Annotated in this window: 11 protein-coding genes and 2 pseudogenes; 6 read left to right on the top strand and 7 right to left on the bottom strand. The window is 70.7% G+C overall.

Going from position 1 to position 13,242, the window contains the following annotated elements:
- Nucleotides 1–14: 14 nt before the first annotated feature.
- Both OG385_RS31295 and OG385_RS31290 read right to left on the bottom strand, forming a co-directional pair.
- Entirely contained in the window at nt 15–869 is an 855-nt protein-coding gene (locus OG385_RS31295; RefSeq protein ID WP_266861283.1) for an oxaloacetate decarboxylase, read from the bottom strand.
- An 87-nt stretch (nt 870–956) separates the two neighbouring features.
- Nucleotides 957–1,100 (bottom strand): hypothetical protein, encoded by a 144-nt coding sequence (locus OG385_RS31290; protein ID WP_266859869.1) that lies wholly within the window; start codon nt 1,098–1,100, stop codon nt 957–959.
- 118 nt (nt 1,101–1,218) lie between these two features.
- Between OG385_RS31290 and dhaK the strand changes: the two genes are divergently transcribed.
- The 3 genes from dhaK to OG385_RS31275 are packed head-to-tail and all read left to right on the top strand — an operon-like array spanning nt 1,219 to nt 3,242.
- Nucleotides 1,219–2,211, top strand: coding sequence for a dihydroxyacetone kinase subunit DhaK (gene dhaK, locus OG385_RS31285; RefSeq protein ID WP_266859867.1), 993 nt, complete (start codon nt 1,219–1,221; stop codon nt 2,209–2,211).
- Between the two features lie 33 nt (nt 2,212–2,244).
- The gene (dhaL, locus tag OG385_RS31280; RefSeq protein WP_266859865.1) at nt 2,245–2,841 is read left to right on the top strand and encodes a dihydroxyacetone kinase subunit DhaL; all 597 of its coding nucleotides are present in this window, start codon (nt 2,245–2,247) and stop codon (nt 2,839–2,841) included.
- Complete coding sequence (locus OG385_RS31275) at nt 2,838–3,242, top strand: PTS-dependent dihydroxyacetone kinase phosphotransferase subunit DhaM (protein ID WP_266859863.1); 405 nt, start codon at nt 2,838–2,840, stop codon at nt 3,240–3,242. Before dhaL ends, OG385_RS31275 begins: the two co-directional genes overlap by 4 nt.
- A 158-nt stretch (nt 3,243–3,400) precedes the next feature.
- On the opposite strand, the gene OG385_RS31270 is transcribed toward OG385_RS31275, so the two are convergent.
- Nucleotides 3,401–4,027 (bottom strand): LAETG motif-containing sortase-dependent surface protein, encoded by a 627-nt coding sequence (locus tag OG385_RS31270; RefSeq protein ID WP_266859861.1) that lies wholly within the window; start codon nt 4,025–4,027, stop codon nt 3,401–3,403.
- A 475-nt stretch (nt 4,028–4,502) separates the two neighbouring features.
- Between OG385_RS31270 and OG385_RS31265 the strand changes: the two are divergent.
- A pseudogene (locus OG385_RS31265) lies at nt 4,503–5,369 on the top strand (family 16 glycosylhydrolase); the annotation flags it as partial.
- 186 nt (nt 5,370–5,555) lie between these two features.
- Here the strand turns inward: OG385_RS31265 and glsA are convergent.
- The gene (gene glsA, locus OG385_RS31260) at nt 5,556–6,878 is read right to left on the bottom strand and encodes a glutaminase A (RefSeq protein WP_266859857.1); all 1,323 of its coding nucleotides are present in this window, start codon (nt 6,876–6,878) and stop codon (nt 5,556–5,558) included.
- Between the two features lie 97 nt (nt 6,879–6,975).
- Here glsA and OG385_RS31255 point away from each other — a divergent pair, with 97 nt between their 5' ends.
- Nucleotides 6,976–8,115 (top strand): chemotaxis protein, encoded by a 1,140-nt coding sequence (locus OG385_RS31255; protein WP_266859855.1) that lies wholly within the window; start codon nt 6,976–6,978, stop codon nt 8,113–8,115.
- Between the two features lie 58 nt (nt 8,116–8,173).
- Here the strand turns inward: OG385_RS31255 and OG385_RS31250 are convergent, their stop codons facing one another.
- A complete protein-coding gene (locus tag OG385_RS31250; RefSeq protein WP_266861281.1) occupies nt 8,174–8,671 on the bottom strand; it encodes a DUF5709 domain-containing protein in 498 nt (165 codons plus the stop codon).
- 435 nt (nt 8,672–9,106) lie between these two features.
- On the opposite strand from OG385_RS31250, the gene rho reads away from it, so the two are divergent.
- Entirely contained in the window at nt 9,107–10,255 is a 1,149-nt protein-coding gene (rho, locus tag OG385_RS31245; protein WP_266859853.1) for a transcription termination factor Rho, read from the top strand.
- Nucleotides 10,256–10,288: 33 nt separating this feature from the next.
- On the opposite strand, the gene pgm is transcribed toward rho, so the two are convergent.
- Complete coding sequence (pgm, locus tag OG385_RS31240; RefSeq protein WP_266859851.1) at nt 10,289–11,929, bottom strand: phosphoglucomutase (alpha-D-glucose-1,6-bisphosphate-dependent); 1,641 nt, start codon at nt 11,927–11,929, stop codon at nt 10,289–10,291.
- Nucleotides 11,930–12,134: 205 nt separating this feature from the next.
- Nucleotides 12,135–13,178: pseudogene (locus tag OG385_RS31235) on the bottom strand (chitinase); the annotation flags it as partial.
- Between the last annotated feature and the right edge of the window lie 64 nt (nt 13,179–13,242).

Below are 13,242 nucleotides of genomic sequence, written 5' to 3'. Positions count from 1 at the left end.
TCATATGCCGGGCGTCATAGCGCAGGAGCCGTGCGTGCTCTCCGAAGATTGCGGTTCAACAGCTCGATGGACTGAACGACACCGATGCCGTGTTCGTCCTCGGCGGCAGGCAGTCGCCCGTCCGCGGCCCGGAGGCCGGCCAGCGCTCTGTCCATCGCCTCGTGCGCGGCGAACAGGCAGGGCGTGCTGTAGATCGCCACGTCGACACCGACTTCGCCCAGCTCGGGCAGGGAAAGCCGCGGGGAGCGGCCTCCCGCGATCTGGTTGAACAGCAGGGGTTTGTCACCGACGCTTTCCCGGATGCGCCGGATCGCCGCAACATCGCGCACCCCGTCGACCAGCACCACGTCCGCGTCGGTGGCCGCCAGCGCCTTGGCCCGCCTCAGGATCTCGTCCTCGTCGGTGGCATCCGTCCGCGCCACCACCAGCAAATCGGTCCGGCAGGCCAGCACACGCTCCAGCTTGTCGAGGTACTCGTCGAGCGGCAGGATCTGCTTCCCGGCCACGTGTCCGCACCGGCGGGGGCGCTTCTGGTCCTCCAGGATCACACCCGATGCGCCGACACGCTCCAGACGTCGCACGACGTGGCAGGCCACTTCCGGATCGCCGTAGCCGTCATCGACATCCACCAGCAGATGATGGGCCGGGAAGGCTCCGCGGAGCCGCTCCACGAAGGCCAGCATGTCCGGCCAGGCGATGAACCCGATGTCCGGCAGCCCGTAGTGAGATGCCGCGAAGCCGAAGCCCGACACGAACATCCCGTCGTAGTGCGAGGCCGCGATCGAGGCCGAGTACATGTCGTACACGCCGATCAAGGGCGTCGTTCCCGCCGCACCGATCGCATCGCGCAGCGCGTTTCCGTGACGCATCAATCCATCTCCCTTACCGGAGGTCACCCTGTTCCGCGCTGCCCAACAACGCCCGTCCCACACGGGTCACGCCGGGAACGAACGTGTTCAGACTGCGTTCAGGAAGACGCGGGCCAGACCGGCCCGACCGGACCGGTCCTCCGGGCACCGCACCACGCGGTTCACCGCGCCGTACATCGGCTTGTGCTCCGGTGTCCCGCTCGCGCCCGACACCCGCTGGTTGTCCTCCACACTCCCCCGCCTGACGACTATGCTGATAAAAATCCAGGACCAACAACTAGCGGCACCTTGCCCGACCAGGGAAAAGACAGCTCAGCGGCCTACCCGCCTGCGTCACTGGAGGACACCAATGAACATGCTGATCAATGTCCCGGAAACGGTGGTCGCGGACGCCCTGCGAGGCATGGCGGCCGCGCATCCTGAGCTGTCCGTCGATGTCGAGAACCGGGTGATCGTACGGGGCGACGCACCCGTGGCCGGGAAGGTCGCGCTGGTCTCGGGCGGCGGGTCGGGGCACGAGCCGCTGCACGGCGGGTTCGTCGGGCGCGGGATGCTCTCCGCCGCCTGCCCCGGCGAGGTGTTCACCTCTCCGGTGCCCGATCAGATGGTGCGGGCCGCGGCAGCCGTCGACAGCGGTGAAGGCGTGCTGTTCATCGTGAAGAACTACACGGGCGACGTGCTCAACTTCGACATGGCGGCCGAGCTCGCGGAGGACGAAGGCGTACGGGTCGCCAAGGTGCTGGTCAACGATGACGTGGCGGTGAGCGACAGCACCTTCACCGCCGGCCGGCGCGGCACCGGGGCCACTCTCTTCGTGGAGAAACTGGCGGGGGCCGCGGCCGACGAGGGCGCGTCGCTGGAGCGGGTCGAGGCCGTCGCCCGGAAGGTATGTGCCAGTGCGCGGTCCTTCGGGGTGGCTCTGAGCGCCTGCAGTACGCCCGCCAAGGGCGGCCCCACCTTCGACCTTCCGTCCGGGCAGCTGGAGTTGGGCGTCGGGATCCACGGCGAGCCGGGGCGTGAGCGGCGCGCGATGATGACCTCGCGGGAGATCGCGGACTACGCGGTGGACGCCGTCCTGGAGGATCTACGGCCGGAACTTCCGGTCATCGCGCTGGTGAACGGCGCCGGGGCGACTCCCCTGCTGGAGCTGTACGGCTTCAACGCCGAGGTGCACCGGGTACTGGCCGAGCGTGGCGTGACCGTCGCCCGTACCCTCGTGGGGAACTATGTGACCTCACTCGACATGGCAGGCTGCTCGGTGACGCTCTGCCAGGTGGACGAGGAGTTGCTGCGGTTGTGGGACGCGCCGGTGAGCACCGCCGCGCTGCGCTGGGGCTGCTGACCGTCCCGTGCACCGACTCACCAAGGAGGACCTGTGCTCGACGCCGAATTCTTCCGCCGCTGGATGGCCGGGACGGCCGCGGCCGTCGACAGGGAGGCGGACCGGCTGACCGAACTCGACTCGGCCATCGGCGACGCCGACCACGGCAGCAATCTGCGGCGCGGGTTCGCCGCCGTGCAGGACGCGCTGGAGAAGGAGGCCCCGCAGACTCCGGGCGCGATCCTCACACTGGCCGGCCGGCAGCTCATCTCCACCGTCGGCGGGGCGTCCGGACCGCTGTACGGGACGCTGCTGCGCCGTACCGGCAAGACGCTCGGCGACTCCCCCTCCGTCGACCGGGAGCAGTTGTCCGCTGCGCTGAAGGCCGGGACCGAGGCGGTGGGCCGGCTCGGTGGCGCGGCCGCGGGCGACAAGACGATGCTGGATGCGCTGCTGCCCGCTGCCGACGCGCTCGGGGAGTCCTTCGCCGCGGCGGCGAAGGCAGCGGGTGACGGTGCTCTCGCGACCGTACCGATGCTGGCGCGCAAGGGCCGGGCGAGCTATCTCGGCGAGCGCAGCATCGGCCACCAGGATCCGGGGGCGACGTCTTCGGCGCTGCTGTTCGGCGCCCTGGCGGAGGCCGCCGCATGAGCGCCCTGGTCGGGATCGTCCTGGTGTCCCACAGCGCGCCGGTCGCGGCGGCTGTTGCCGAGCTGGCGACCGGTCTGGCCGGCGGAGCGACGACCGCCCCGGTCGCTGCCGCGGGCGGAACTCCGGACGGCGGCCTCGGTACCAGTTCGGAGCTGATCTCGGCGGCAGCCGCGGCGGTGGACCGGGGTGCCGGTGTGGCGGTCCTCGTGGATCTCGGCAGCGCGGTACTGACCGTGAAGACGCTACTGGCCGAGGGCGACGAACTCCCGGACGGCACAAGGCTGGTGGACGCGCCGTTCCTGGAGGGTTCGGTGGCGGCCATGGTCACCGCCTCAGCGGGGGGCGACCTGGACGCGGTGGAGGCCGCGGCCGTGGAGGCGTACGACTACCGCAAGGTGTGAGGGCATCCGGCTCTCCTGACCCGACAGATCCTGCACGTCAATGGCGGCGCCATGCTGAGCCGGTAGGGCAGTAGGGCATGTCCTCCGGAACGGGACACCGAAGCCCCCGCACACAGAACTGCCGGCGCTCACACGGAGGCGCCGGCAGTCGTGGTGGTTCAGTTCTCGCTGCTGCGGCGCTTGCGTGCGGCGAACATGATGCCGCCACCGGCGAGGATGACCACGGCAGCCGCACCCGCGATGAGCGGCGTGGCGCTGGAGGAACCGGTCTCGGCCAGGTCCGACGGCGCACTGGCGCTCGGCGACGGCGCGGGGGCCGCCGCTGCCGGGCTGCTGGGCGCGGAGCTCGGGGACTTGCTCGGGGCGGGGGCCGCGGAGCTCGGGGCCCCCGTCGGGGTCTGCGTGACGGGCGGCGCCGTGGGGGGCGGCGTGGCGCAGACCGGTGCCGTCTTCGTGTCGTCCTTCGAGAACTGGTCCCCGTCGCCGGCCTTCACGACCAGGTGCACGGTGAGCGGCTTGGTGTGCTCACCCAGCGGCAGGGTCTTGTTGACCGACGAGCCGAACTTCTCCGTGGGGAGGATGTCCTTCCCGTCCACGCTGACGGTCACGGTGTTGGTGACGCCGGGGTTGTACGCCGTGAGGTCAAGGGTGACCTCGGAGCACGAAACGCTCCACGTCGGAGTGTGCGCCTGAGCCGGGACAGCACACAGACCGACGCCGACCACACTCGCCGCTGCGGCTATGAAAGCCCCCCGGAGCCGCCACGATCTATTGGAAACGGTCACAGAATCCTCCACACATGCTGCGCCGCCCGTTTGGCGGTGCGCGCGCAGGGTACCGCCCCCGCGCCACCGGTCGCACAGGCGCCCCGGGCTTCACTCCCGTAACCAATCACCGTGGATCACCGGTCAGTTGGCGTACGGGGTCCCGGCCGCTGTCGCCCTGGTGAATTCCGGGGGTCCGGTCCGGACGGATCGTCAAGCCCTCCCGGCGCGCTCTCCTTTCAGTTCTCGAACACACAACTCGGACACATATCCCTTTTCACTTCCATGCGTTCAGGCATGAATTCACCTTTACCCGGAGTGGTACATACCAAGGCCTTGACAGCGGGTTGGTTCACTTCTTAAATCTCGAAGTGAACCGCGCACCCCCCACCCCGGCCGCCGCGCTCCCCCGGGCGGCCTTGTTGCGCATGTCTGTCATATCCATGTCATACATGCCCGTTCAGCGCACCTGATCCGTGCACCGGAAGGGAGAACCATGGCCTCCACACGCCTGACCCGGCGGCTCCTCGTCGCCACCGCTTCAGCCCTGCTCCTCGCCCCGGTCGTCGCGTCCACCGCGAGCGCCGACAACCCCTCATCCACCGGCCGTCCGGCAGTGAAGGCGGCCGGCGGAGCCTTCTCCGACACCTTCGACGGTCCGGCGGGCTCCGCCGTCGACGGCAGCAAGTGGCAGACGGAGACCGGCGACAACGTCGACAACCACGAACGCGAGTACTACACCCCGGGCAACGCCAACGCCGCGCTCGACGGCCAGGGCCATTTGGTCATCACGGCACGCAAGGAGAATCCGAACAACTACCAGTGCTGGTACGGCTCGTGCGAGTACACATCGGCGCGGCTGAACACCTCGGGCAAGTTCTCGGCCGCGTACGGCCATGTCGAGGCCCGGATGAAGATCCCCAAGGGGCAGGGCATGTGGCCCGCGTTCTGGATGCTGGGTGACGACATCGGACAGGTCGGCTGGCCCAACTCCGGTGAGATCGACGTGATGGAGAACGTCGGCTTCGAACCGTCGACCGTCCATGGCACCATCCACGGCCCGGGCTACTCCGGCTCGGCCGGCATCGGCGCCCCCTATTCACTCCCGGGCGGCCAGGCGTTCTCCGACGACTTCCACACGTTCGCCGTCGACTGGGCGCCCGACTCCATCAAGTGGTCCGTGGACGGGAACGTCTACCAGACCCGTACGCCCGCCGACGTGGGCGGAAACCAGTGGGTGTTCAACAAGCCCTTCTTCCTGATCCTCAACCTGGCCGTCGGCGGATACTGGCCGGGCGACCCGGACGGCAGCACCGCCTTCCCGCAGCAGCTGGTCGTCGACGACGTACAGGTCACCACCAGCAACACCGCACCAGCGGCCGGGACAGCCCGGCAGCACTGAGACACGGCTGCGTTCGGACACGGCGGCACCAGCACACCAACAGCACGGCGACTTGCCCGCATTGAGACACCCGGGGGGCGGATCCGCGAGACTGCGCGGGTCCGCCCCCGATCGGCTCGTCCGCCGCCGGCAGCGGCCCTGAGTTCCTCAGCCCGCCCCGGTACGAGGGTCGTTCGCGCTCCCGGCGGACCGCCCCCGCTCGCACCAGGCGACGGCCTCCTCACGGGACGGGAACCGCCGCCAGGGCGTCAGTCTCGATCCGCCCGGCGCGCGCGGATCGACCACGACGGCCACCCGGTGCCCCTCCCCCTCCAGCCGGGCCAGCGCGGAGGCCACGACCGAGGCGCCCGAGGGTTCCACGCTGGTGACGTCGAGCAGGTCGAGCACCACCCAGCCGCCGGACTCCGGGACCACATCGGACAGCCCGTGCAGCAGCCGTTCGGCCGCGGTGAAGTCAAGGGCGCCCTGTGCGGCCACCAGCCCCGTCCGCGTCCCGTGGTCCGCCTCGGTGATCGTGGGGGCGGACAGCGTGGGGTGGCGCATCATATGCAGCCCGAACCGCTCGGACAGCTCCCGCAGCGCCTCGATACCGCGCACCGGAGTGCCGGTGGCGTCGAGGGGCGGACTGTGTACGGCGACCCCGAACCGGGCCGGGCTCACCGCGATGAGCCCGCCGGACACCCCGCTCTTCGCGGGCAGACCCACCCGCAGCAGCCACGCACCGGACGCGTCGTACATCCCGCAGGACGCCATCACTGCGAGGACCTGGCAGGCGACGGTCTCGGACACCACCGTCTCGCCGGTCACCGGGTTGACGCCCCCGTTGCCCAGGGTCGCTGCCATCACCGCGAGGTCGCCGGTGGTGACCCGTACCGCGCACTGCCTGAAGTAGGTGTCCACGACCGAGGGCGGACCGGGCAGTGCCCCGAGGCTGCTCATCAGATACGCGAGCGCGCGGTTGCGGTCACCGGTTTCCGCCTCGGAGGCGTGCACGGTCTCGTCGACGTCCAGCCGGCGGCCGGCGAAGCGGCTCAGACAGTCCAGGATGCGCTCGAAGCGCTCCGCGTCGGTGGGCCCCGGCACCAGGGCGGTGGTGGCGATGGCCCCCGCGTTGATCATCGCGTTGTCCGGCCGACCCGTGTCCGGCTCCAGGCTGATGGCGCTGAAACCCTCGCCGCTCGGCTCGGTACCCACCCACCGGGTCACCTCGTCGAGGCCGAGCAGCGAGAGGACGAGCGCGTACACGAACGGCTTCGACACCGACTGGATGGTGAACGGCAGTTCCGCGTCGCCCGCCCGGTACCGGTGTCCGTACATGCTCACCAGCGAGAGCCCGAAGGTGTCCGGGTCCGCGAGCGCCAGCTGCGGGATGTAGGTGGCGACCGCGCCGTCCCGCAGTGCGCCGAGCCGGTCGTGGAGCTCCGCAAGGGATTCCGTCACCACATCGAGTACGGGGCTGTCCTTCGCCATTCGTCATGCTAATCACGGATATGGGCGGGCCGCGTCCGGATGCAGCCGTGCGGCGGCTGGTGGATCGTGAAGGGGCACCAGCACCAGAAAGGGAGTCATGGAAACCAACGCTCTGACGCCTGCGGTCCTGCAGAGCCTGCGCAAGAAGCAGCCCCGTCCGGTGGTGTCCGTGAGTATGCCGACGCACCGGCGCGAGCCGGACAACGCCCAGGACGGGGTACGGCTGCGCAATCTCGTGACCGAGGCGGGCCACCGGATCGACACCTGGACCGACGACTCCGGCGAACCACTGCCGAGGGAGGTGCGGGCCGGGCTCAGGGCCCAGCTCGACCGGGCGCACGCGGACGTCGACCTGCGGTACTCCCTGGACGGGCTGGTGATCTTCGCGAGTGCCGACGCGTACCAGAGCTGGGTACTGCCGCGAGCGGTTCCGGAGCGCGTGGTGATCAGCGACAGCTACCTCACCAGGAACCTGGTCGCCGCGCGGGCCCGGGCCACCCCGTACTGGGTGCTCGTCGTGGCCGCGACCCGTGCCACGCTCTGGCACGGATCGCAGGGGACGGTGCGCGAGCACACGGGCAACAGCTTCCCGGTCACCCCCGACGAGCTGCAGACCGATGTGCAGCGCGAGGAACGCATCGGCGACGTGGCCAGTACGTTCCAGGACGAGGAGACCCGGCGGTTCCTCCGTGACGTGGACAGCGCGCTCGCCGCGGTCCTCGCCGCGACCCCCCGCCCGCTCTACGTGGTGGGCCTGGCCCCCGCGCTGAGTCTCCTGGAGGACGTGGGGACCGCCACCCGGCACGCGGTGGCCAAGGTCCTCACCGGCGGGCTGGTGAACGGCCCGGCACCCGCGCTGTACAGGGAGCTGGAGCCGAGCCTGCGCGCATTCCGCGAGCAGACGGCCGAGCGGACGGCGGACCGGCTGAACGCCGCGCGCGGCAGGCGGACCTTCGCCGCGGGCCTCGACGAGGTGTGGGAGTCGGTACGGGAGGGCCGCGTCGCCCTGGTGGCGGTCGAGGAGAACTTCCAGCGGACCGTACGGGTGAAGGAGGGCCACCTGATCCCGGTCGATCCGGAGGAAACGGGGGCGCCCGCTTCCAACGGCGAGGCCGTCCGTGAGGACATCGTCGACGAGCTCGTGGAGCTGGCCCTCGACACCGGGGCCGAAGTCGTCTTCCTCCCCGACGGGACGCTCGCCGACCACGACCGCATCGCGGCCGACCTGCGCTACTGACCGCGTGGCGGCGCTACTGACCGCGTGGCTGCGGTCCGCGCTACAGGCCCTGTCCGCGCTACTGGCCCGGCGGCCGGCCGCCTTCGGCCGCCGCCGGGTCACCGACGACGTGCACGGCGGCCTCCTCAGCGGATGACGCGCCGCCGTCGATGCCCACGTCCTCCGCGAGCATGTCCTTCTCGGCCTCCTCGTGCGCCCCTTCGTCCGGGGCGACCAGTCGGCCCGACCGGCCGTCGCCCACCTCGTCGTCCAGCGGCTCCCCGTCGCTGTCGGACGTGTCGCCGATGCCGTCGCCGCCCGATGCGCGGAGCAGCGCCGGGTCGGGCACTTCCTCGGCCAGGCGCTGGTCCAGCGTCTCGCCCTCCTCCTGCTCCCCCTGGGTGGTTCCCGCGTGGTAGACGCCCAGCGGCCGTTCCGGCGGGGACCAGCCCTCGTCGTACGGATCGGAGGCCCGGCCGTTGAGTGTGTCCTCGCGGTCGAGAATGCCCGAGTCCTCGGTGACTTCACTGCCGTCCGGCTGGTAGACGTCGTCACCCCTGGCGTCGTCCGCTCCCATCGCCACGGTGTGCTCCTCCGTCCGTCCCTCGGTGCGTCCGTTCATGCCTCCGGGCCGCTCGCCCGGCAGGACCTGTCTTCCTTCCAGCGTGCTCGCATATCCGTGCCACGACAACGCCGCAGGTCCCGGACGGCCCAGCGGGGGCCGCAGCCGTACCGGCCGATACGGGCCGGCGGCGCGGTGCGGGATATGTGGTACGGTGCGATCAGCACTTGTGTACGCCCCTCGATGGGCGCCGGTGCCAGTTATCGCATTTACCGCGTATCGCGTTCTCTTGCTGCTGCGCCTTTCTTCTCATGATCGGCGATCCGGCTCACAAGCACCACCTCTCCCGGCCCGGGCTCTTCCGCCCGTCGCACGGGGCGTGCCGACACCGCCCCCGCCGGGTCTCTCCTCCGCATGCCCCGAGACGGCATGCCCGCGAAAGGACTCGCCATGACCACCACACTCGAACGCCCTCCTGTCCAGCAGGATCTGTCCGTCGCCGCCTCCGGCGTCCTCGATGTCACCGGCCGGGGGCACGGCCTGCTGCGCACCCACGCCGGGCCGGGCTCCCGCCCGTCGCCCGACGATGTCCAGGTGACGGCCGCTCAGATTCGCCAGTTCGGCCTGCGTACAGGCGACTTCGTCGAAGGAACCTGTCCACGGCCCGGCGCCCCGGCCCGGGTCGACCGGGTCAACGGCCGCCCGCCCGAGGCCCTTCGGGGCCGCCGGCACTTCCGCGACCTGACACCTCTGCACCCGCGTGAGCGGCTGCGCCTCGAAACGCCGGGCGGCGCCGCGGCGACCCGCCTCATCGACCTGATCGCCCCGATCGGCAAGGGGCAGCGCGGCCTGATCGTCGCGCCGCCCAGGACCGGTAAGACCGTGCTGCTCCAGCAGCTCGCGGCCGCCGTCGCGGCCAATCACCCGGAGTGCCATCTGATGGTGGTGCTGCTCGACGAACGCCCCGAGGAGGTCACCGACATGCGCCGCTCCGTACGGGGCGACGTCCTCGCGTCGACCTTCGACAGGCCGGCGAAGGAGCACATCGCACTCGCCGACCTCGCGGTGGAGCGTGCCAAGCGCCTGGTCGAACAGGGCGAGGACGTCGTCATCCTGCTCGACTCCCTGACCCGGCTCTGCCGGGCGCACAACAACACGGCCGCATCGGGCGGCCGGACCCTGTCGGGCGGTGTCGACGCCGCGGCGGTGCAGGGCCCCAAGCGGCTCTTCGGCGCCGCGCGCCTCGCCGAGGAGGGCGGATCACTGACCATCCTCGCCACTGCACTGGTCGACACCGGCTCCCGCGCCGACGACTACTTCTTCGAAGAGCTGAAGAGCACCGGCAACATGGAGCTCCGGCTGGACCGCGCACTGGCCGACAAGCGCGTCTTCCCGGCCGTCGACATCACACCTTCGGGCACCCGGCACGAGGAACTGCTCCTCGCCGAGGGCGAGTTGGCTGTCGTACGGGGGCTGCGCCGGGCGCTGCGCTCCAGGGACGGGCAGACGACGCTGGAAGCGCTGCTCGACAAGATCCGGCACACGCCGGACAACGCCGCTTTCCTGCGCCAGATCCACCGCACGGTCCCCGGCGCCTGATCTCCCGGCGCACGGGGCCCCCGCCGGGGAGCCTCAGCCGGCCAGGGCCGCCGAGACGACAGCCTTCGCCTCCTCCTGGACCTGCCCGAGATGGCCGGCCCCCAGGAAGGACTCGGCATAGATCTTGTAGACGTCCTCGGTACCCGACGGCCTGGCCGCGAACCAGGCGTTCTCCGTGGTCACCTTGATGCCGCCGATGGCCGCGCCGTTGCCGGGTGCCTCGGTGAGCACCGCCGTGACCCGCTCCCCCGCCAGGGTGTCCGCGGTGATCTGCCCCGGTGAGAGCCTGGCGAGCACCGCCTTCTCCGTACGGTCGGCAGGGGCGTCGATCCTGGCGTAGGCGGGCGCGCCGAAGCGCTCGGTGAGCGCCGTGTAGTGCTCGGACGGGGTCTTCCCGGTGACCGCGAGGATCTCGGAAGCGAGCAGGGCCAGGATGATGCCGTCCTTGTCGGTGGTCCACACCGACCCGTCGCGGCGCAGGAACGACGCTCCCGCCGACTCCTCGCCGCCGAAGCCCAGCGAGCCGCCCACCAGGCCGTCCACGAACCACTTGAACCCGACCGGAACTTCGACCAGTTCGCGGCCCAGGCCGGCCGCCACCCGGTCGATCATCCCCGACGAGACCAGCGTCTTGCCGATGGCCGCGCCCGCGGGCCACCGCTCCCGGTGGGTGAACAGGTACGAGATCGCGGCGGCCAGATAGTGGTTGGGGTTCATCAGCCCGGCGTCCGGGGTGACGATGCCGTGCCGGTCGGCGTCGGCATCGTTGCCGGTGGCGATCCGGTACTCGTCACACCGCTCGATCAGCGACGCCATCGCGTACGGCGAAGAGCAGTCCATCCGGATCTTCCCGTCCCAGTCCAGGGTCATGAACCGCCAGGTCGGGTCGGCGAGCGGATTGACCACGGTCAGGTCGATGCGGTGCTGTTCGGCGATCCGGCCCCAGTACGCGACGGATGCCCCGCCCAGCGGGTCGGCGCCGATCCGCAGGCCGGCGGCGCGTACGGCGTCCAGGTCCAGCACGGCGGGCAGGTCGCTCACATACGTACCGAGGAAGTCGTAGCGCCCGGTCGTGGAGGCGGTCAGCGCGCGGGTGTACGGCAGCCGGCGTACGTCCTTGAGACCGGCGGCGATGATCTCGTTGGCGCGGTCCTGGATCCAGCCGGTCGCGTCGGATCCGGCCGGGCCGCCGCTCGGCGGGTTGTACTTGAACCCGCCGTCGGCGGGCGGGTTGTGCGAGGGGGTGACCACCACACCGTCGGCGAGCCCCGAGGTCCGGCCGCGGTTGTACGTGAGGATGGCGTGCGAGACGGCCGGGGTCGGGGTGTAGCCGTCGGCCGAGTCGACAAGCAGGGTCACCTCGTTGGCCGCGAACACCTCGACGGCGGTGACCCGGGCCGGCTCGGACAGCGCATGGGTGTCGGCGCCGAGGAAGAGCGGACCGTCGGTCCCCTGCTGTGCGCGGTACTCGCAGATCGCCTGGCTGGTGGCGGCGATGTGGTCCTCGTTGAACGCGGTGGCGAAGGACGAGCCACGGTGTCCCGAGGTGCCGAACGCCACGCGCTGGGCGGGCTCGTCGGGGTCCGGGTGCAGCGCGTAGTACGAGGTCACCAGCCGGGCGACATCGGTGAGGTCCTCCGGTCGCGCCGGCTGCCCCGCTCGTTCGTGCGCCATCTGCCCACTCCTCCACATCGGTCGTCGGAATCAGTTTGTCAGCTCATCCTCACGGGTCTGCGGCGTGTTCGGCGGATGCCCCGCCGTACGGCGGCGGGCCCGGCCGGTGACGGGCGCGGTATCCGCCTCGGCCACCGGCCGGGCCCGGGGCGGCTCGGCTCAGGTCATCTCATCTCAGCGGAACGCCGTCGCTCCCCCGCGCGCTGCCAGCGCCGGAGAAGGGGGCGAAGGTGTGGCTGAAGTACCACGTGTCCTGTGCGATACCGGAGCAGGTGTCGGAGCCACCCGTCCCGGGGCAGCCGCCGTTGTCGCGCTGCAACGCCCAGAACGAGAGGGTGCTGAGCCCCTTGGTGGTGGCCCAGTCGTAGACGGAGGCCGCGTCGGCCGTGGTGAACGTCTCGGCGGCCCCGAAGTCGTCGATGCCCGGCATCTCGGTGACGCCGATCATCCCCCAGAGCTGTGCCTCGGTCTTCGACGGGTACAGCGAGGCGAGCTGCTTCTCCAGACCGCTCGTCGCGGTCCGGGTGTCGTCCGCCATGTTGTGGGTGGCGTTGTCGTAGTAGTCGAACGTCATGAGGTTGACGACGTCGACCTTGGCACCGTAGGTGTTCGCGCTCTTCAGCACGGCGAGCCCGCTGCTCGCGAGGCCGCTCGTGGTGGTGGGCAGCGTGTAGGAGACCTGCACCGGGCGGCCGTTGGCCGCCGCCCAGTCCTGCACCTTCTTGATCGCCTGGTTACGGCGGTCGATGCCCGCCTTGTTGGTCAGCGAGTTGTCCTCGACGTCCATGTCGAGACGCGAGACGTCATAGGTCGTGATGACCTTCTCGTACGCCGCGGCGATGGAGTCCACACTGGTGCAGCTGTCGGCGATCTCGGTGCCGCCGTCGTCCGCCGCGTACCCGCCGAAGGACGGGATCACGTCGCCGCCGCGCGAGCGCATCGTCGTGATGTCCGCTCCGTACACCGACGAGGACACCGGCTGGCCCGTGTCGCCGTTCCAGTAGGGCGTGCAGGAACCCTGCGCGTCGGACTGGAGGAAGGCCATGGTCAGGTACTTGGCGCCGGACTGCTGCGAGAGGTCCGCGAGGCTGTCGCCGTTGTACGCCTCGAAGTACGGGGCGAAGACGTGCGCGGGCAGGGGGGTCGCGGCCGCGTGCGCCGCGCCGCTTCCGGTCAGGACCATCCCAGCGGAGGCCGCGGCGGTCGCCAGGGTGGTCAGCAGGGCGCGAACGGATCTCATCAGTCTCATGGGGGCTCCCAGTGGGGTGGGACAACAGGCGGACCGGGCCCCATGATTGGTCTGGACCATCATG

Origin of the sequence: Streptomyces sp. NBC_01306, assembly GCF_026340465.1 — a bacterium.
GTDB lineage: Bacteria > Actinomycetota > Actinomycetes > Streptomycetales > Streptomycetaceae > Streptomyces.
Note: the sequence above shows the minus strand (reverse complement) of the source record. Positions and strands in the feature narration are given on the sequence as shown.